The sequence below is a fragment of the Aliiroseovarius subalbicans genome (genome assembly GCF_022678625.1).
Lineage (GTDB): Bacteria > Pseudomonadota > Alphaproteobacteria > Rhodobacterales > Rhodobacteraceae > Aliiroseovarius_A > Aliiroseovarius_A subalbicans.
Map to the genome: position 1 here is coordinate 233,997 of NZ_JALBYQ010000004.1, position 17,466 is coordinate 251,462.

Genomic DNA, 17,466 nt, shown 5'->3' on the forward strand with positions numbered 1-17,466 from the left:
GTAAAGAGGTTAACGAGCCACTCGGGCTGAGGTGCGGCAGGCGTGAAAAAGCCCCGCAGCCGGGTGGCGCGGGGCTTTTCTTTCCGTCTGGCGACGACCTTACAGGATCTTGATGTCTGCGGCCGCGATGTCGGCCAGGAAGGTCTCCAACCCTTTGTCGGTCAGAACGTGTTTCGCCATCGCCTGGATCACGTTGGGCGGCGCGGTGGCCACGTCGGCACCGATCAGGGCCGCGTCCTTCATGTGGTTCACTGTGCGGATCGAGGCGGCCAGGATCTGCGTGTCGAACCCGTAATTGTCATAGATCGTGCGAATGTCCGCGATCAGGTCCATGCCGTCGATGTTGATATCGTCCAACCGGCCGATGAAGGGCGAAATGAAGGTCGCGCCCGCCTTGGCGGCCAGAAGCGCCTGATTGGCGGAAAAACACAGGGTCACGTTGACCATCGTGCCATCGTCCGACAGCGCCTTGCAGGCTTTCAGCCCATCCCAGGTCAGCGGAACCTTGACCGCGATCTGGTCCGAAATCTTGGCCAGCTTGCGGCCTTCGGCGATCATCTGGTCGGCGTCGGTGGCGGTGACTTCGGCGGAAACCGGGCCATCGACCAGGTCGCAAATTTCCTTGGTCACTTCCAGGATGTCACGGCCGGATTTCTTGATCAGCGACGGGTTGGTGGTCACGCCGTCGACCATGCCCAGAGCGTTCAGCTCGGCGATGGCGTCGATATCGGCAGTATCGGCAAAAAATTTCATGGCAGGGTCCTGTCAGGCGGGTTCATGTTGGCGCTCTCATAGCCTATGTCTGGTCCGACAGAAACCCCGTAAAGGAGACCCCGTGGGCGTGAGGTTCTATAACGAAGGTGACCGCGTGGGGGTGCTGACCACCCAACCGCTGGATCGCATTCTGACCTATCGCGCGCCTGAGGGCGGCTGTTGGCAGGGTGCCTTCGTCGAGGTGCCTTTGGGTCCGCGCAAGGTGATTGGCGTGGTCTGGGCGCCGGGCGAGGGCGGGTTCGATGCCTCGAAACTGCGCAGTGTGATCCGGGTGCTGGACGTGGCGCCGATGCGCGCGGAAATGGCCGAGTTCCTGACCCGCGTGGCCGATTACACCCTGACCCCGATGGAGCAGATGCTGCGTCTGGCCACCCGTGCGCCGGGCCTGTCGGACCCGCCGTCGATGCGCAAAGTGTTGCGTCCGGGCGGGCCGCGCCCGAACCGGTTGACCGATGCGCGCACCAAGGTGATGGCGGTGCTGGATGAGAACCCGAGTGTTGCCTTCACGCTGAAAGAGTTGACGGATTTGGCGGGGGTGTCGTCATCCGTGGCGAAGGGGCTGATAAAGCTGGGCGCGATCCGCGAAGAGGATACGCCGCGCGATCTTCCCTATCCGCATCTGGACCCGATGCGCCCCGGCAAAGCGCTTGAGGGCGATCAGGTTGGGGCTGCAAAGTCGCTGCGCGACGCAGTGCGCGCGGGCGCTTACGGCACCACGCTATTGCGCGGTGTGACCGGGTCGGGCAAGACCGAAGTCTATCTTGAAGCCGTCGCCGAATGCCTGAAAAAGGGGCGTCAGGCGCTGGTGCTGCTGCCGGAAATCGCCCTGACGTCCGAGTTCCTGAAACGGGTCGAGGCGCGGTTCGGCGCGCGGCCTGCGGAATGGCATTCCGGCGTCACGATGACCGAACGACGCCGCTGTTGGCGCATGGTCGGGCAGGGCGAGGCTTCGCTGGTCGTCGGTGCGCGCTCGGCGCTCTATCTGCCGTTTCGCGATCTGGGCCTGGTGGTTGTCGATGAAGAACACGACACCTCCTACAAACAAGAAGACGGCGTGCTGTATTCCGCGCGGGACATGGCGGTGCTGCGCGCCTCGATCTGTGACGCACAGGTGGTGCTGGCCACCGCGACGCCGTCGCTGGAAAGCTGGGCCAATGCCGAGGCGGGCAAATACACGCGGTTGGAGCTGACCAGCCGCTTTGGTCCGGCGGTGATGCCGAAGATGCAGGCGATCGACATGCGGGTCGAGGATTTGCCGGGCAACCGCTGGGTGTCGCCCACTCTGAAACGCGCGGTCAACGACCGGATGGAGAAGGGCGAACAGGCGCTTTTGTTCCTGAACCGGCGTGGCTATGCCCCGGTGACGATCTGCCGGGCGTGCGGCCACCAGATCGGATGTGACCATTGCGACGCGCGCATGGTCGAACACCGGTTTCTGAAGCGTCTGGTCTGCCACCAATGCGGCGAAACGAAACCGATGCCCGAGGTCTGCCCATCGTGTGAAGTCGAGGGCAAGCTGGCCCCGGTCGGGCCGGGGGTCGAGCGTCTGGCCGAAGAGGTGCGCGAGGTTTTTCCCGAGGCGCGTGTGGCGGTGCTGTCATCCGACCTGTTCGGCTCAGCCCGCGCGCTGAAGGATCAGGTGGAACTGATCGCTGCCGGAGGGGCTGACATCATCATCGGCACGCAGATGGTGGCGAAGGGGCACAATTTCCCGCTGCTGACCCTGGTGGGGGTGATCGACGCCGACCTGGGGCTTCAGGGCTCGGACCTGCGCGCGGCGGAACGTACCTTTCAGCTGATCCGTCAGGTTGCAGGCCGGGCGGGTCGGGCCGAGGTGCCGGGGGTCGCGATGTTGCAGACGTTCCAACCCGAACACCCGGTGATCCGCGCCATCCTGGCAGGCAACGAAGAGGCGTTTTGGCAGGCCGAAGCCGCCGAGCGTCGCGCGGTCGGCGTGCCGCCCTATGGTCGGCTGGCAGGCATCGTCCTGTCCTCACCAGACGTGCAGGAGGTGTTCGACCTGGGCAGTGCGATGGCGCGCGCCGATGGTCCCTTGCGCGAAATTGGCGCGCAGGTGTTCGGCCCGGCACCCGCGCCCATCGCGCGCATTCGCGGCCGCCACAGGGTACGATTGTTGGTGAAGGCGGAAAAGACCGCGCCGATCCAGGCCGCGCTGGCGCGCTGGCTACGTCAGTTCCCGGTCAAAGGCGACCTGCGCATCACCGTCGATATCGACCCGCAGAGCTTCTATTAGGCGCTTAGTCCCAGTGCATCTGGTGCAAAAACCCGTGCACCGACGGGGGCCGGTGGGCTTCTTCCTGATCCGGTACCCGGATGAGGGCCACACACAATGCGCCCAGCAGGCAGGCGCCTGCACAAACTGAAAACGCCAAGGGGAAGTTGCCAAGATCGCCCAGCACGCCGCCCAGCATCGGGAAAGCAATGCCGCCCGCGCCGTAGCTCAAAAACACCATCGGGTAGTTCTGGCCAATCCGGTCGTTGCCGAATGTGTCGGCGGTGATCGCGGGGAACAGGGCAAAGTTGCCACCGAAGTTGAAACCGATCAGCGCCGCGCCCAGGTACAACAGCCACGGCGTCCCGGCCATCGCGGTGAAGGCGAACAGGAACACCGCCTGGCTTGTCGCCATGATGATCAGGGACCGGCGGCGGCCCAGCTTGTCGCTGATCGTGCCCCAGGCCACGCGCCCGATCCCGTTGGCCAATGAAAAGAACACCGCCATCGCGGTCCCGGCTACGGCGCTGGCCTCGGCCAGGGTTAGCCCCTGGGCCTGCAGCGCCTCCATCGGGTAAAGCTTCATCAGCCCGATCGACATCAGCCCGCTGCCTGCGGACACGGCGAAGGTCAGGAAGATCAGGTAAAACTGTGGTGTGTGCAGCATTTCGGCGGTGGTAAAGTTCTCGCGTCCTTTGCGCCCAGTTGCAGCCGCAGAGGCCACGAAACCCGCGGGAACCCAGCCCTTGGGCGGCATGCGCATCCACAGTGACCCGATCCCGATCAGGGCGGCGAATATCAGACCATAGATGACGAAAGTGCCATCCAGACCGATCCGCTCGATCAACCCGCCCCAGCTGCCCGCCAGCTTGACCCAGCCCATCGCGCCAAAGCCGAAGCCCGCGACAGCCAGGCCGGTGATCATGCCTTTCCGGTCGGGGAACCAGCGCATGCCCACGGCGATCGGCACCATATAGGCCAGCCCGATCCCGGCGCCGCCAATCGCACCGACACAGATCGCGACGACCCAGAACGAGGTGCTTCCCAGCAGGCCCGCGAGCACATAGCCCGCGCCCAGCGTCGCCCCGCCCATCAGGGCCAGCGCGCGCGGTCCCAACCGGGCCATGAGCCGCCCGGCGAACACCATCACGATGGCAAACATCGCAAGCCCGATGGCAAAGACGGCCTGTGTTTCCATCTTGCTCCAACCAAGGTCGGTCAGGGCGGGGGTGAAGACGGACCAGGCATAAATCGCGCCCAGAGCCAGCTGGATCAGCACCGCGCCCAGCACGACCCCCCAGCGATTTCCGGTGTATTCTTGCGCTTCGGTGCCTTTGGTCGACATGACGAACCCTCCCCCTCTGTGGTCAGAGTGCCCGAAATGGTTCCGTTTTGGAAATGATCTGGATCAGGCCGCGACGGCCTGGGGGCCGCGCTGGTCCACCAGGGCATCGGTGACCATCGCGCCGATCCACATGCACAGGAGCGCGAGCCACGCGGTGCCGACGAAGATCGACCCGCCAGTGACGCCTGCGCCGATTGCGCAGCCACCGGCCAGCATGGCGCCAAAGCCCATCAGGACAGCGCCGGTCATCGAACGGCGCATGTTGGCTTCACCGTCGAACCCCTGGAACTTGAAGTCGCCGGCGAACCAGCTGGCAGCAAAGGCACCGATCACGACGCCGGGCACCAGGCCCACGTCGAATTCCAGCACCGGGTCGGGGATCAGGAAGAACATCAGCGTATTGGCCGACGGGCCCGAGAATGTGGCCGAGGTGACCGAAACCGGCTCGAACGCGGCCAGCGACAGTTGATAGGTCAGCACCCAGCCAAGGGCGACGGCAAAGCCCACGCCCGAGCCAAACACCAGCCGTTTGTAGCCCATGCCGGATTTGCGCGCGATGACGATGGCCAGCACGGCGGCGATCAGGCCAAGCGCCAGCCCGGCCCATTCCGGCGCGCCAATCGCGGTCAGAAGGTTCACGTTCACGCCGCCATCGGTCATCCAAAGACGGGCAAGGTAATCGCGGGTGGGCGACAACCAGCCGTGCAGGCTCATCTGAGCGACCACGGCGAAGATCAGGCCGGACACGACAGAGCGCAGGTTTCCCGTTGCGGCCAGCACCAGAAGACGGCCTGAACAACCGCGCGCAAGCACCATGCCGACGCCGAACAGAAGCCCCCCGATCACCGCGCCGGACCAGCTTCCGGTGACGGCCATCATGCGCGCGTCCTCGGTCCGCATCAGGCCCACCAGGGCGGCGCCCTGCACCCAGACCAGCGCGGTCGAGAAGGTCAGAAGCCAGACGGCGACCGAGCTGTCCATCATGCGGCGGGCAAATTCCACCGCAGCGGCGCGCAGGCAAAACCGCGAGCGTTGCGCAGACACGCCGAACACGATGCCGGTGATTAAGCCGAAAAGCGCGGCTGTGGGTTCTTCTCCGATCCGGTCGATCAGCGGGACGATATCCATGGTGCCTCCTTGAATTCTGGCGGGGTTGTGGGGGTAAAGGCGGGAACTTGCCTTGATCCATGTCAGAAACATGCGGTTTTGCGCATACGATTTGCGCTCGCCACAGGCGGGTTTCCCGCGTAAGCCGGGATCATGGCGACACGACACAACATTCTGACCCTGAACGAAGCTCAGGGGCTGCCGGTTTGGCGGCGGCCGGTTTTCCTGCTGCTGTTGATGGCCGCCGCGATGCCGATCGCCTTTTCCACCTGGTCGGCGCTGTTGAACAACTGGGTGATCGAGGTTGTCGATTTCACCGGGGTCGAGATCGGCTGGCTGCACACGGTGCGCGAAATCCCGGGCTTTCTGGCCATTGGTGTCATCGCCCTGATGATGATCATGCGCGAACAGGTGCTGGGCATCGTCGCGCTGGGCCTTCTGGGTGTGGCCACGGCGATCACCGCCTGGTTCCCGTCGCTGGGGGGCATCCTGGTCCTGACCATGCTGTCGTCGATCGGCTTTCACTACTATGAGACGGTGAACCAGAGCCTTCAGCTGCAGTGGATCGACAAGAAACGCGCACCGCAAATGCTGGGCTGGATCATGGCGGTCGGCTCGGCTGCGTCGCTGGTGGCCTATGGGCTGCTTGTGGTGACATGGAAAAGCTTTGGGCTCAGCTACAACTTTGTCTACATGGTGTCGGGCGGGGTCACGGCGGCCATTGCGCTGTTTTGCTTCTTTGCCTACCCGCAGTTCGAAAGCCCGGAACCACAGTTGAAGACCTTCGTGCTGCGCCGCCGCTATTGGCTTTACTACGCGCTTCAATTCATGTCGGGCGCACGGCGCCAGATCTTCACCGTCTTCGCCGCCTTCATGATGGTCGAGCGTTTCGGCTTCGAAGTGCATGAGGTCACGGCGCTGTTCCTGATCAACTTCGTCGCCAACATGATTTTCGCCCCCCTGATGGGCAAGGCGGTGACGATCTGGGGCGAACGCCGTGCGCTGACCTTCGAATATGTTGGGCTGATCTGCGTGTTCCTGGCCTATGGTGGGATCTACTATTTCGGCTGGGGCGTGGTGCTGGCGGCGACGCTTTACGTGATCGACCACATGTTCTTTGCGCTGGCCTTCGCGCTGAAGACCTATTTCCAGAAGATCGCTGACACACAGGACATCGCGCCCACGGCGGCGGTGGCCTTCACCATCAACCACATCGCGGCGGTGTTCCTGCCGGCGTTGCTGGGATATCTGTGGGTCGTTTCACCGGGGGCGGTGTTCGGTTTGGCATCAGCGATGGCCGCTGTGTCGCTCGCCCTGGCCTTGATGATCCCGCGCCACCCGGAAAAGGGCAACGAAACGGTGTTCTCACGATTTGTTGCGGCCCCGGCTGAGTAGAAATTGGCGCGCCGCGTTGCTATCTTGGTCGGACGCGAACAGGAGGTTGAAATGATCTTTGCACGGAACAAGACGGAAATGGTTAGCGCACAGGACGCGCTACCAGGGCGCGAGGCCTCGGTTCTCAGCCCCGAAACCCACCACGTTTTTGCCCGCCCCCTGACGATGGACGTGCCCGACGGCATGGAGGTCGCGGTGTTTGGAATGGGCTGCTACTGGGGTGTCGAGCGCGTTTTCTGGCAGGTGCCGGGCGTTTGGCTGACCATGGTTGGCAACGCGGGCGGGGTTACGCCCAACCCGACCTATGAAGAAACCTGCACCGGCAAGACCGGGCATACCGAGGCTGTGCGCGTGGTGTTCGACCCGGCGGTGGTCAGCTATGAGGACTTGCTGACCGTGTTTTGGGAAAACCACGACCCGACCCAGGGGATGCGCCAAGGCAACGACATGGGCACGCAATACCGTTCTGCGATCTACGCAATGGATGAAGGCCAATTGGCCGCCGCCCGCAGCACGGCAGCGGCGTTCGCGCCGAAACTGAAAGCCGCTGGATTCGGTCCGATCACCACCGAGATCAAGCTGGCTGGCCCGTTCTACCCGGCCGAAGACTACCACCAGCAATACCTGTCGAAAAACCCGGCGGGCTATTGCGGTATTGGCGGCACCGGTGTGACCTGCCCGATCGGCACTGGCGCCTGAGACCACAGCCCCCTTCCCCGAAGCGCCGCCCACTCACCCACCTCGTCGCTCCGGGGAAGGGGCGCCCCTTCGCGCGTAGCGCGCCACGCCCAACCAGAGGCGACGCGTCAGCGTCAACGATGGGCGGGAGCGCCCCGTTTCGAGTCGCACAGCTTGACCCGGCCCGCCCCCCCGTCTAGGCCCCTGTCAACTCATGAAAGGATGCGACATGCCCACTTGGACCGCTCTGACCACCTTGGCTGGCAAGGCTGACGCCGAGGCGCTGGGCGCCGCGATGGAAAACCTGATCCCAGAACCCACCGGCATCGGCGTGTTCGAGGTCGAGGATGACAGCGGCTTGTGGGAGGTCGGCGGCTATTTCACCGAAAACCCTGACACCGCTGGCCTGGCGTTGTTGTCCACCCTGCACGGGGCGAAAGACTTCACCGTTTCGGAACTGCCCGAGGTCGACTGGGTCGCCCATGTGAAACGCGAATTGGCCCCGGTCGAGGCCGGGCGTTTCTTCGTTTACGGAACCCACGATGCGGATCAGCTGCCCAAGGACAAGATCGGGCTTTTGATCGATGCGGCGATGGCCTTCGGCACCGGGCATCACGGCACCACCCTGGGATGCCTGCGCGCGCTGGACCGTTTGGCGCAGAACGGCTTTGTCGGCCGGAACGTTGCCGACATCGGTTGTGGCACCGCCGTTCTGGCCATGGCCGCCGCGCGGATCTGGCCCAACCCGGTCATTGCCAGCGACATCGATCAGGTTGCGGTCGACGTGGCGCGTGCGAACGTGGCGGCGAACCACCTCGAGGAGCGCGTCCATTGCGTTGAAGCCGCCGGGTTCGATGCCCCTGACCTGCGCCAGGCCGCACCGTTCGACCTGGTGTTCGCCAACATTCTGAAAGGCCCGTTGATCGGCCTGGCGCCTGACATGGGTGATTCTGTCTCGCCGCAGGGATTCGCCATCTTGTCAGGCATTCTGAACCCGCAGGCCGACGAGGTGATCGCGGTTTATCGCCAAAACGGGTTCAATCTGGTTAACCGGGATGAGATTGTTGACTGGACGACGCTCACGCTGCAACGCGCGCCCTAAAAACGTCTAAAAAATGCTTGGAAACAATCGGTTTCCAGGGTTTTGCCACATTCTCGCCGCATTTCGCCTGAATCTTGTCATTGTTGGTGGGGGCCAGCACTCAGGAGGCGAAGATGGCCGAAGCCAACTACGTCAAGTTCAACAAGCGGTTGCGCAACATCGACCGCAAACATCAGAAACTGTCGCGCGGTTACGTGCAGCTGGTCGAACGTGATGGGATCCTCGTCCCCAAAGCACGTCGCAGCACACGTCGCGGGTTCCCGTTCCGGGGCCTTCTGCTGACGCTCGCAGTCTTCCTTGTGTTCAAGGGCTTCCTGCTGGCTCAAATCGGTCCGATCACCTATCAGGACCGCGTCGAAAAGCTGGCCGCTGGCAGCGCGATCGAACAGGCAGGGGCCTGGGCGATGCACGCCGATCCAGTCACGCTGTGGGTTGCCGGGCAACTCAAGCCGCTGATGTGAAATAAGCAATCAATGGGTTCCGGACTGTCCCCCGGGATCCGACCTGTGACCAGAAAGGCCCTCGTGGAAAACCACGGGGGCCTTTCGATATTCGGGGAGTGGGGCGCAAGACAAAGCTTCACGCCGTCTTTATGTCACCTGCGATCTGTTCAGCGGTTTCTTTCACGCGCAACATGCCTTGCGTTGTCGCGAAACAAGCGCGTGCGTGCAGAAGGGTCGGGCGAACAGATTCGACGGATTTTCCGAATTGTGACATCCAAGGATACCCGGGGCACCATCCACAAATAGAAATGGTGTGACGTGTTCACATTGTGGAAGTAGTAGACATGCTCGACGCCAAGGATTTTCGATTGCGCGGTTTCCAGCGACGTCATGTCAGTCAATGTGCGGAAGTGCCGCCTTGAGGCCAGAATGACCTGACCTGGAACTGGGTAGGCCACATCCTGATGCACATGAGTAAAAGGCGGTTTCGTGGACTGCGCCGCCTGGCACAAATTTGTGGCCAGAGGTGATTCCACAGCTTAGGCAAGCGCCCTGCTTCCTTAGGACCCGTCACTCGCGCCCCGCTCATAGGCGATCAACCCCAATCGCCGCGCGCTGTCCATTGTCAGAAGGTCCGAGTTGAAGCCGGGCAGCTGGAAATTGCGGATCGCTTTGCGGGTGCGGGGATCCAGGGTGCCGTTGATAGGCCCCTTGTAGACCCCACGCACGGTCAGGGCGCGTTGCAGGGTCGATACGAACTCGACCGTGAACAGATGCGGGCAGGGGACTTCGAAGAAGTAGTCACGCCGCTCCTGCACGATGCGTTGGCGCACGTCAGTCTTGTAGACCGCCGGTGCGATCACCGCGCCGTCCGAGGCGATTTGTGCCGGTTGGATCAGCACCTGTTCGGTGACGCTTTCGATCACCGCGGGGGTCACGTCTTTGCCGTAGCAAGCGCCGGAGCGCGCGTCGGGCGGGCCTTCGCCCGGGGCCAGAAGAGTGGCGCCATCGGGCGCGGCGGGGCCGGTGGGACTGACGCAGGCGGTCAGGGTCATCAGGGCCGCAAGGGCGATAAGGGGTCGGATCATGTGCTCGTGCTCAATTGCGGTTCTTGTGACCGTTTCGCGGGCAGGTTACCCGGTTTCACCGCACTGTCATAGCCCCATGGCTGGGCGCGTGCGCAAAGCTTCGCCTTCCTTGTTCACCCAGCCCATTTACCGGGCAGGGGCTGTGTCAGTCTCCAGCTCCGGGGGGCGGGCAAGATCGTCCAGCATGTGCGAGATGTCCTCGATCCGCTCGGCGATGATCTGCACCACGCCGCTTTCGCGTTGCAGTCGGCCCGTCACGCGCAGGCAGCGGCCGGAAACGACCGCGCGGCGAAACGCCTCATAGGCTTTACGCCAGACAATGATGTTGGACACGCCGGTTTCATCCTCAAGCGTAAGGAAGATCACGCCGTTCGCCGTGCCGGGGCGTTGGCGCACCAGGACCAGCCCCGCCACTGTCACAAGCGCCCCGTTGGGCGGCAGGTGCAACAGGTGATGCGGGATCGCGTGGGGCGGACGGGGCCAGGGCTGTTTCGGGGCACGCATGAGAACAAATATGGAACATTTCCCGCGATCACGCAACTGCGACATGTGAGGGGTCGCAAAACGGGCTGGCGATATACATATGGCTTGTCTAAACACAGCGCGAGCAACGAATGGAGAGAGCCAGATGGCAAAGATCACCTATGTCGAGCACAACGGCAAAGAGCATGTCGTGGACGTGGCCAATGGCCTGACCGTCATGGAAGGTGCGCGCGACAACAACATCCCCGGCATCGAGGCCGATTGCGGCGGCGCCTGTGCTTGTTCCACCTGCCACGTCTATGTGGACGATGCCTGGGTCGAAAAGCTGCCTGCGCGGGACGCGATGGAAGAGGACATGCTGGATTTCGCGTTTGAACCGAACGCCACCACGTCGCGCCTGACTTGCCAGATCAAGGTCACCGATGCGCTGGACGGTCTGGTCGTGAAAATGCCGGAAAAGCAGATCTAATGCGGCGCCTGGCGGCGTTTCTGACCGCCATCTGGGCGGGGGCGGCCTGGGCCACCCCGCCTGACATCATTACCGAGGCGCAATACGCCGAGCCCACCACGCGCTATGCCCACGGCGTGCTGGGCGATGATGTCGAATGGGGCGCGCTGGTCTTGACCGTCGATCGCTGTCTGGACTGCGCCACCAAGATGATCGACCGCGTGGTGATCCGTCTGCCGGAAACCCGCGTGTTCGAGGACCTTGCGCCGCGTCTGTTCGTCGATGACGATGGCGCCACGCAGGTCGCGGTGGTTGAAAGCGACCGTGACCGGGGCGCGCGGCTGGCGATCTATGACGAAACCGGGCTTGTCACTGCAACGCCGTTCATCGGCCAGGCCAACCGCTGGCTGGCGCCGGTGGGCATTGCCGATCTGGATGGGGACGGCTTTGTCGAGATTGCCTATGTCGATCGCCCGCATCTGGCCAAGGTGCTGCGGGTCTGGCGGCTGGCAGGCCGGGAGCTGCGCGAGGTCGCCTCGGCCCCCGGCATAAGCAACCACCGGATTGGGGAGGACTTCATCTCGGGCGGGATGCGCGATTGCGGCGCGGGGCCTGAGATGATCGTGGCCTCGGGAGATTGGCGCGAGGTGATGGCGGTAGGGTTTGACGGGAAAGCCCTGTCATCCAATCGGGTCGGGCCATTCGAAGGCCGCGACAGCTTTGCCGCCGCTTTGGCCTGCAAGGACTGACGCGCTAGGACTGCGGCGCGCGGGCACGCTCCGCGATCCGGGTCAGAACCCCACGCAAATCCCCTGCCGCAAGCGTCGGCTGTTTGCGCCACGGGGCATAGCCCGCGACCAGCGTGCTTCCAATCAGGACCAGCGCAATCATCGGGATGGCAGCGGTCAGCAGTTTCGATGTCGCCACGCCGGACAACGCCGCGATCGGGAACAGGCCAAGCCCTGCGATGAGGGCGATCAGCCCGATGGCAAACATCCATTTGCGGGACCGACCATAGGTGCCCCAGGTGATCCTGAGGTCCGGCTGCACCTTGGCCAGCGCATCGGCTGTGGCGCTGCAAAGATCGAGGAAGGCAAAGGCCTCGGGATCGGTGGTCCAATCGCCTGCCAGACCGCTCCAGCTGACGCTGTGGCGGAGGTCGCCCTGCCACAGGTCCATGTGGCGAAAGACATTTGATTTCACACGAGTTTGCACAAATGCGACGCGCGTGACCTGGGTCAGATCAAGTGTCCAGCCATCTTCCTGCGACAGGATCGGCCCGTCGAGGTGAAAGCTCACATGCCCGCGCGCCGGGGCCGGTTTGAAGCGGGCTTGCACAGCCCTTACAGCGCGCGCCAGCCGATGTCGGAGCGGGTGAAACCGTCGGGCCAGTCGATCCCGTCGACCATCGCATAGGCGCGGGCGCGGGCCTCGGACAGGCTGTCGCCGCGCGCGGTCACGTTCAGCACACGACCACCGGTGGCGGTGATCTGACCGTCAACCTTGGCGGTGCCCGCGTGGAACACCATGTTCAGGCTGTCCTCGGGCAGGGTATCCAGCCCCTTGATCACGCTGCCTTTTTCGTAAGGCCCGGGGTATCCGTTCGCGGCCATCACCACGGTGATGGCATGATCGTCGGCCCAGTTCACCTGTGCCTGATCCAGCCTCCCCTCGGCGCAGGCCAGCAGCAGGTCCAGCGCCTGTGCGCCCAGGCGCATCATCAGAACCTGGCATTCCGGGTCGCCAAAGCGCACGTTGTATTCCACCAGCCGGGGCTGGCCGTCCTTGATCATCAGACCGGCATACAGCACACCTTTGTAGGGGGTGCCACGTTTGGCCATTTCGGCCACGGTCGGGTTGACGATTTCATCCATCGCCTTTTGCGCCACCGCGTCGGTCAGAACCGGGGCAGGAGAATAGGCCCCCATGCCGCCGGTGTTCGGCCCGGTGTCGCCGTCGCCCACGCGTTTGTGGTCCTGGGCGGTGCCGATGGGCAGGGCAGTTTTGCCGTCACACAGGATGAAATAGGACGCTTCTTCGCCCTCCATGAATTCCTCGATCACGACCTCGGCGCCCGCGTCGCCGAACTCACCGTCGAACATGTCGTCGATGGCGGCCAGTGCTTCGTCTTCGGTCATCGCGACGATAACGCCCTTGCCAGCGGCCAGACCGTCGGCCTTGACCACGATTGGGGCGCCTTCGCGCCGGATATAATCCTTGGCAGGGTCCGGTGCGGTAAAGCGGGCGTAGCCTGCTGTCGGGGCTTGGGACGCGTCGCAGATTTCCTTGGTGAAGCTTTTCGAGGCTTCCAGACGGGCGGCCTCGGCGGATGGGCCAAAGGCCAGGATCCCGGCCTCTTCCAGACGGTCGGCAACCCCGGCAGCCAGCGGCGCCTCGGGGCCAATGATGACGAAATCAATGGTGTTTTCCTGGGCGAAGGTCACGACCGCGTCGCCATCCATTATGTCGATGCTGGCGCAGTCCGCGATGGCCGCCATGCCCGCATTGCCCGGCGCACAAATCAAACGGTCGCATTTCGGGTTCTGCATCACGGCCCAGGCCAATGCATGTTCGCGCCCGCCGCTGCCAAGGATGAGGATGTTCATGATGCGCTCCCTTTGCTATTGCGTGGGGCATATCGTTTGAAGGCACTGGAAACAAGCATGCGTGACCCGGATTTGTGGCACAGACTGAAAGCCTATCCCTTAGAGCGGCCAGGAGACGACCAGGGCTTCACGGCCAAGCTGAGGACCCAAAACAAATGGGACCATGCATTTGCCGATGCGGTCACGGATGACTACCGGCGGTTTGTGTATCTGAGTCAGGTCAGCGAAACACCCGTGACGCCGTCCCAGGCCATCGACAAGGCATGGCACCTGCACCTGACCCATACCCGCGCCTATTGGGACGGGCTGTGCAAGGACGTGTTGGCCAGACCGTTGCATCACGATCCGAGCGCGGGTGCAGGGGATGACGCCAAACACGCTGCGCAATATGCACGCACGCTGGCGCTCTATGAGGCCGAGTTTGGCATGGCCCCGTCCGAAGCCTTGTGGCCGCGCATGCCCGCGAAACCGGCGCAGGCGGGCGGGCGAACGCGAAGGACAGCCATCAAGCTGGGCGCGCTGGCCTGTGTTGGTGTCGTCTCTGGTGTGATGTTCTTCACCGGAAATGAAGACATCAGCGGGGCCGGTCTTGCCGTTCTGGTTGTCTTGGTGTTCTTCTTCCTTGCGGCGCGGGACAAGGCACCAGGCAGCGGTGGCGCTTACTCGGGTCACACGGCCTGTTCTTCCTCCTCGGACGGGGGGGCGGATTGCGGCGGCGACTAGGCGCCGTGCACCATCAGGGCCACGACCAACGCCTCGGCATCGTTGTGATAGAGCGTGATGTCTTCCGCCAAAAGGCGGGTGATCGCCGGGCGCTTGGGGGCAGGGATCCAGGCCAGCTCCATCGCGGTGGACAAAAGCGGCCCGCCGCCGGCCGTGATTTCCCCGATGATGGCGACAAAATTCGCAGTGACATGGCGCTCCACCCGCGCGCGCCGCGCATCATAGCGCGCGTTTTGCACGGTCGAGGACACCGCCTGCGCGGGCAGAAACAGCGGGTTCGGGATATGGCTGGGCTGGTCGGTGCAGGCCGCAAGGGGCAGGATCAGAAGAAGACGTTTCATGCCGGGTAAGGTGACAGGCTTGCGGGCGGGGGCCAAGCCTGTGCCCTTCCCCTCGGCGGCACACCGCCATAGGATGGGCGCAAAGCAGCACACAGGCCCCCATGTCCGACCTTCTTGAAGATACCACCCCCGGCGAAAATGCCCCGGAATTCACCGTTTCGGAAATCTCCGGCGCGGTAAAAAAGACCATCGAAGGCGCGTTTGGGCGCGTGCGCGTGCGCGGTGAGGTCGGGCGCGTGTTCAAGGCGCGCTCGGGCCATCTGTATTACGACGTGAAGGACGACAGGAACGTGCTGGCCTGCACCACCTGGAAGGGCCAGGCGGCGCGGCTGTCGGTGCAACCCGAGGAAGGGTTGGAGGTCATCGTCACCGGCAAGCTGACCGCCTTCGGCGCGCAGTCGAAATACAATCTGAATGTCGAAGAGGTCGAGGTCGCCGGCGAAGGCGCGCTGATGGCGATGCTGGAAAAGCGCAAGAAGGCGCTGGCAGCCGAGGGGCTGTTTGATGTGGGTCGCAAACAGCGCCTGCCATATCTGCCCGAGGTGATCGGGGTCGTGACCAGCCCGTCAGGCGCGGTGATCCGTGACATCCTGCACCGGCTGCGCGACCGGTTTCCGCGCAAGGTGCTGATCTGGCCCGTCGCTGTGCAAGGCGCGGCCTGTGCGCCGGAAGTGGCGCGCGCGATCGACGGGTTCAACGCGCTCACCCCCGGCGGCGCACTGCCCCGGCCCGACCTGTTGATTGTTGCGCGCGGTGGCGGGTCGATCGAGGACCTATGGGGCTTCAACGAGGAAATCGTGGCCCGTGCGGTGGCCGCGTCCGATATACCGCTGATCTCGGCGGTCGGGCACGAAACCGATACGACGCTGATCGACTATGTCTCGGATCTGCGCGCGCCCACGCCCACGGCGGCGGCGGAACACGCGGTGCCGGTGCGGTTGGAGTTGCTGGCCTGGGTCGAGGAGCAAAGCGCACGGCTGTCGCGCGGCATGGGCCAGGCGGTGATGCAGCGCGGCCAGCGCTTGCGCGACCTGTCCCGGGCCTTGCCCCGGGCCGAGGCGCTTCTGGACAGCCCGCGGCAGCGGCTGGATCAGGTCAGCCTGCGCTTGCCCAACGCCCTGCGCGGCTTGACCGCGACGCGGCGGGTGAAACTGACCGAAGCCTCGGCGGGCCTGCGCCCCCGCGTGCTGACCGCGCGATTGGAGCCGATGCGCGACCGGATCGCGACCACCGGTGCCCGTCTGGGTCCGGCGCTGGGCCGGGCAGCAGCGGAAAAGCGGCGCGAACTGGACCGGTTGGCGCCGCGTCTGGACGGCGCGCGACTGGGCGAGGCCACGACCTTGCGAAAGGACGCGTTGGCAGAGGCGGCCAAGCGGCTGGAGCGGGCTTTCGCGGTCAACACGGCCAAGCATCGCGACCGGATGGATGCGTTGGAGCGGATGCGCCAAACGCTGGGCTATACCGAAACGCTGAAGCGCGGCTACGCAGTGGTGCGCGGCGACGGCGACGTGGTGACAACCGCCAAGGCCGCCGGCAAGGCCGGGGCGCTGGAAATCGAGTTCGCCGATGGGCGTCTGGCGTTGGGTGAGGCGCCCGCCAAACCTGCGAAAAAACCCAAGCCGAAACCGAAAACGCCCACGCCCGGGCAAGGGTCGCTGTTCTGAGCCAACCTACCGGCTGGGGCGTTTGCCTTTCGGCGTGAACCGTTTGCCGGGATCGGCGGCGCGGTTTTTCGGGGCGGGTTTACCGGCTGGTTTGCCGCGCGGACCTGAGGTGGCCCGTCCGGCAGGCTTACCGGCAGGCTTGCCACCCGGTTTGCCACTGGGCTTACCGGTGAACTTGCCACCCGGTTTTCCACCCGGCGCGCCCTTGCGGCTGCGCACAGGCTTGCCACGCGTCTGCGCCGGAGCCTCCTCATGCGCCATGCCCAATTGGTCGCGCATCACGCGGGCTTTGATCTCTTCGACCTGTCCGGCCTTCAGTTCGGCCAGTTTGAACGGGCCATAGCTGACCCGCAGCAGGCGGTTCACGGACAGGCCCACGGCCTCCATCGCGCGGCGAATTTCGCGGTTCTTGCCTTCGCGCAGCGACACGGTCAGCCAGGCGTTCGCGCCCTGTTGGCGATCCAGCGACACGGTCATCGGCTGGAACCGTTCGCCATCCACAGTGATGCCACGGCGCAATGGGGCCAGCGTGTCCTCGCTCGGCTCCCCTTTCACGCGGACGCGGTATTTGCGCACCCATCCGGTCGAGGGCAGCTCCAACTTGCGCTTGATGCCGCCATCATTGGTCAGCAGCAGCAGGCCTTCAGAGTTGATGTCCAGCCGCCCCACGCTCATCACGCGCGGCAGATCCTTGGGCAGAGTGTCAAAAACCGTCTCACGCCCCTTTTCGTCCTTCGCCGTGGTCACCAGGCCCAGGGGCTTGTGGTACAGCCACAGGCGCGGCGGCTCAGGCTCGGCCAGGGGCGCGTCGTCGACCATGATCTGGTCCTTTGTGGTCACGTTCAGCGCGGGGCTGTCGATGACCTTGCCGTTCACGGCCACGCGGCCCGCTTCGATCATGCGCTCGGCTTCGCGGCGCGATGCGACGCCCGCGCGGGCCAGAACCTTGGCGATGCGGTCGCCGTCCGGTGTCTTGGGAGTTTCCTGTGTCATGCCCCCGCATAGCGCGCGTTTGGGCAAAGGGAAAGCCTTGGCA

Annotated in this window: 19 protein-coding genes; 9 read left to right on the forward strand and 10 right to left on the reverse strand. The window is 64.2% G+C overall.

The annotated features are described in order from the left end of the window. Positions 1-99: 99 nt before the first annotated feature. Positions 100-753 (reverse strand): fructose-6-phosphate aldolase, encoded by a 654-nt coding sequence (gene fsa / locus MN188_RS13870; protein WP_242109776.1) that lies wholly within the window; start codon positions 751-753, stop codon positions 100-102. 88 nt (positions 754-841) lie between these two features. Between fsa and MN188_RS13875 the strand changes: the two genes are divergently transcribed. After that, positions 842-3,028: a primosomal protein N' gene (locus tag MN188_RS13875; RefSeq protein ID WP_420839003.1), complete on the forward strand. Its 2,187-nt coding sequence runs from the start codon at positions 842-844 to the stop codon at positions 3,026-3,028. 4 nt (positions 3,029-3,032) lie between these two features. Here MN188_RS13875 and MN188_RS13880 read toward each other — a convergent pair whose 3' ends face one another. Next, positions 3,033-4,352: an L-lactate MFS transporter gene (locus tag MN188_RS13880; protein WP_242109778.1), complete on the reverse strand. Its 1,320-nt coding sequence runs from the start codon at positions 4,350-4,352 to the stop codon at positions 3,033-3,035. Positions 4,353-4,415: 63 nt separating this feature from the next. Further along, on the reverse strand, positions 4,416-5,480 hold the full coding sequence (locus tag MN188_RS13885; RefSeq protein ID WP_242109780.1) for a YeeE/YedE family protein: 1,065 nt from the start codon (positions 5,478-5,480) through the stop codon (positions 4,416-4,418). A gap of 132 nt (positions 5,481-5,612) precedes the next feature. Here MN188_RS13885 and MN188_RS13890 point away from each other — a divergent pair, with 132 nt between their 5' ends. From MN188_RS13890 to MN188_RS13905, 4 genes are all read left to right on the forward strand, one after another. Continuing rightward, positions 5,613-6,854 carry an MFS transporter gene (locus MN188_RS13890; RefSeq protein ID WP_242109782.1) on the forward strand — a complete coding sequence of 414 codons (1,242 nt, stop codon included), beginning with the start codon at positions 5,613-5,615 and terminating at the stop codon, positions 6,852-6,854. 51 nt (positions 6,855-6,905) lie between these two features. After that, positions 6,906-7,553: a peptide-methionine (S)-S-oxide reductase MsrA gene (gene msrA / locus MN188_RS13895; RefSeq protein ID WP_242109784.1), complete on the forward strand. Its 648-nt coding sequence runs from the start codon at positions 6,906-6,908 to the stop codon at positions 7,551-7,553. Between the two features lie 208 nt (positions 7,554-7,761). After that, on the forward strand, positions 7,762-8,634 hold the full coding sequence (locus tag MN188_RS13900; protein WP_242109786.1) for a 50S ribosomal protein L11 methyltransferase: 873 nt from the start codon (positions 7,762-7,764) through the stop codon (positions 8,632-8,634). A 113-nt stretch (positions 8,635-8,747) separates the two neighbouring features. Next, complete coding sequence (locus MN188_RS13905; protein ID WP_242109788.1) at positions 8,748-9,095, forward strand: hypothetical protein; 348 nt, start codon at positions 8,748-8,750, stop codon at positions 9,093-9,095. A gap of 149 nt (positions 9,096-9,244) precedes the next feature. On the opposite strand, the gene MN188_RS13910 is transcribed toward MN188_RS13905, so the two are convergent. The 3 genes from MN188_RS13910 to MN188_RS13920 all read right to left on the reverse strand — a co-directional run bounded on the left by MN188_RS13910 (position 9,245) and on the right by MN188_RS13920 (position 10,669). Further along, a complete protein-coding gene (locus MN188_RS13910) occupies positions 9,245-9,613 on the reverse strand; it encodes a hypothetical protein (protein WP_242109790.1) in 369 nt (122 codons plus the stop codon). Between the two features lie 24 nt (positions 9,614-9,637). Beyond that, on the reverse strand, positions 9,638-10,165 hold the full coding sequence (locus MN188_RS13915) for a peptidoglycan-binding domain-containing protein (protein ID WP_242109792.1): 528 nt from the start codon (positions 10,163-10,165) through the stop codon (positions 9,638-9,640). A gap of 126 nt (positions 10,166-10,291) precedes the next feature. Next, on the reverse strand, positions 10,292-10,669 hold the full coding sequence (locus tag MN188_RS13920) for an OB-fold nucleic acid binding domain-containing protein (RefSeq protein ID WP_242109794.1): 378 nt from the start codon (positions 10,667-10,669) through the stop codon (positions 10,292-10,294). Between the two features lie 124 nt (positions 10,670-10,793). Between MN188_RS13920 and MN188_RS13925 the strand changes: the two genes are divergently transcribed. Both MN188_RS13925 and MN188_RS13930 read left to right on the forward strand, forming a co-directional pair. Next, positions 10,794-11,117 (forward strand): 2Fe-2S iron-sulfur cluster-binding protein, encoded by a 324-nt coding sequence (locus MN188_RS13925; protein ID WP_242109796.1) that lies wholly within the window; start codon positions 10,794-10,796, stop codon positions 11,115-11,117. Beyond that, the gene (locus MN188_RS13930) at positions 11,117-11,845 is read left to right on the forward strand and encodes an FG-GAP repeat domain-containing protein (protein ID WP_242109798.1); all 729 of its coding nucleotides are present in this window, start codon (positions 11,117-11,119) and stop codon (positions 11,843-11,845) included. Before MN188_RS13925 ends, MN188_RS13930 begins: the two co-directional genes overlap by 1 nt. A 4-nt stretch (positions 11,846-11,849) precedes the next feature. Here the strand turns inward: MN188_RS13930 and MN188_RS13935 are convergent, their stop codons facing one another. Beyond that, positions 11,850-12,395: a hypothetical protein gene (locus MN188_RS13935; RefSeq protein ID WP_242109799.1), complete on the reverse strand. Its 546-nt coding sequence runs from the start codon at positions 12,393-12,395 to the stop codon at positions 11,850-11,852. A gap of 44 nt (positions 12,396-12,439) precedes the next feature. Beyond that, a complete protein-coding gene (gene purD, locus MN188_RS13940; protein WP_242109800.1) occupies positions 12,440-13,702 on the reverse strand; it encodes a phosphoribosylamine--glycine ligase in 1,263 nt (420 codons plus the stop codon). A 57-nt stretch (positions 13,703-13,759) separates the two neighbouring features. Here purD and MN188_RS13945 point away from each other — a divergent pair, with 57 nt between their 5' ends. Beyond that, complete coding sequence (locus MN188_RS13945) at positions 13,760-14,425, forward strand: glycine-rich domain-containing protein (protein ID WP_242109801.1); 666 nt, start codon at positions 13,760-13,762, stop codon at positions 14,423-14,425. Here MN188_RS13945 and MN188_RS13950 read toward each other — a convergent pair. Continuing rightward, on the reverse strand, positions 14,422-14,766 hold the full coding sequence (locus tag MN188_RS13950; protein ID WP_242109802.1) for a hypothetical protein: 345 nt from the start codon (positions 14,764-14,766) through the stop codon (positions 14,422-14,424). The genes MN188_RS13945 and MN188_RS13950 overlap by 4 nt on opposite strands. A gap of 101 nt (positions 14,767-14,867) precedes the next feature. Between MN188_RS13950 and xseA the strand changes: the two genes are divergently transcribed. Next, a complete protein-coding gene (gene xseA, locus MN188_RS13955) occupies positions 14,868-16,430 on the forward strand; it encodes an exodeoxyribonuclease VII large subunit (protein ID WP_242109803.1) in 1,563 nt (520 codons plus the stop codon). A 6-nt stretch (positions 16,431-16,436) separates the two neighbouring features. On the opposite strand, the gene MN188_RS13960 is transcribed toward xseA, so the two are convergent. Further along, positions 16,437-17,423, reverse strand: a complete 987-nt coding sequence (locus tag MN188_RS13960) for a pseudouridine synthase (protein ID WP_242109804.1) — start codon at positions 17,421-17,423, stop codon at positions 16,437-16,439. Between the last annotated feature and the right edge of the window lie 43 nt (positions 17,424-17,466).

Bases quoted from the DNA above. Each gene is read 5' to 3' on its own strand.
- MN188_RS13900 (WP_242109786.1), top strand. From the start codon at position 7,762: ATGCCCACTTGGACCGCTCTGACCACCTTGGCTGGCAAGGCTGACGCC.
- MN188_RS13945 (WP_242109801.1), top strand. From the start codon at position 13,760: ATGCGTGACCCGGATTTGTGGCACAGACTGAAAGCCTATCCCTTAGAG.
- MN188_RS13960 (WP_242109804.1), bottom strand. From the start codon at position 17,423: ATGACACAGGAAACTCCCAAGACACCGGACGGCGACCGCATCGCCAAG.
- MN188_RS13950 (WP_242109802.1), bottom strand. From the start codon at position 14,766: ATGAAACGTCTTCTTCTGATCCTGCCCCTTGCGGCCTGCACCGACCAG.
- xseA (WP_242109803.1), top strand. From the start codon at position 14,868: ATGTCCGACCTTCTTGAAGATACCACCCCCGGCGAAAATGCCCCGGAA.
- fsa (WP_242109776.1), bottom strand. From the start codon at position 753: ATGAAATTTTTTGCCGATACTGCCGATATCGACGCCATCGCCGAGCTG.
- purD (WP_242109800.1), bottom strand. From the start codon at position 13,702: ATGAACATCCTCATCCTTGGCAGCGGCGGGCGCGAACATGCATTGGCC.
- MN188_RS13930 (WP_242109798.1), top strand. From the start codon at position 11,117: ATGCGGCGCCTGGCGGCGTTTCTGACCGCCATCTGGGCGGGGGCGGCC.
- MN188_RS13925 (WP_242109796.1), top strand. From the start codon at position 10,794: ATGGCAAAGATCACCTATGTCGAGCACAACGGCAAAGAGCATGTCGTG.
- MN188_RS13880 (WP_242109778.1), bottom strand. From the start codon at position 4,352: ATGTCGACCAAAGGCACCGAAGCGCAAGAATACACCGGAAATCGCTGG.
- MN188_RS13905 (WP_242109788.1), top strand. From the start codon at position 8,748: ATGGCCGAAGCCAACTACGTCAAGTTCAACAAGCGGTTGCGCAACATC.
- MN188_RS13885 (WP_242109780.1), bottom strand. From the start codon at position 5,480: ATGGATATCGTCCCGCTGATCGACCGGATCGGAGAAGAACCCACAGCC.
- MN188_RS13915 (WP_242109792.1), bottom strand. From the start codon at position 10,165: ATGATCCGACCCCTTATCGCCCTTGCGGCCCTGATGACCCTGACCGCC.
- MN188_RS13890 (WP_242109782.1), top strand. From the start codon at position 5,613: ATGGCGACACGACACAACATTCTGACCCTGAACGAAGCTCAGGGGCTG.
- msrA (WP_242109784.1), top strand. From the start codon at position 6,906: ATGATCTTTGCACGGAACAAGACGGAAATGGTTAGCGCACAGGACGCG.
- MN188_RS13920 (WP_242109794.1), bottom strand. From the start codon at position 10,669: ATGCGTGCCCCGAAACAGCCCTGGCCCCGTCCGCCCCACGCGATCCCG.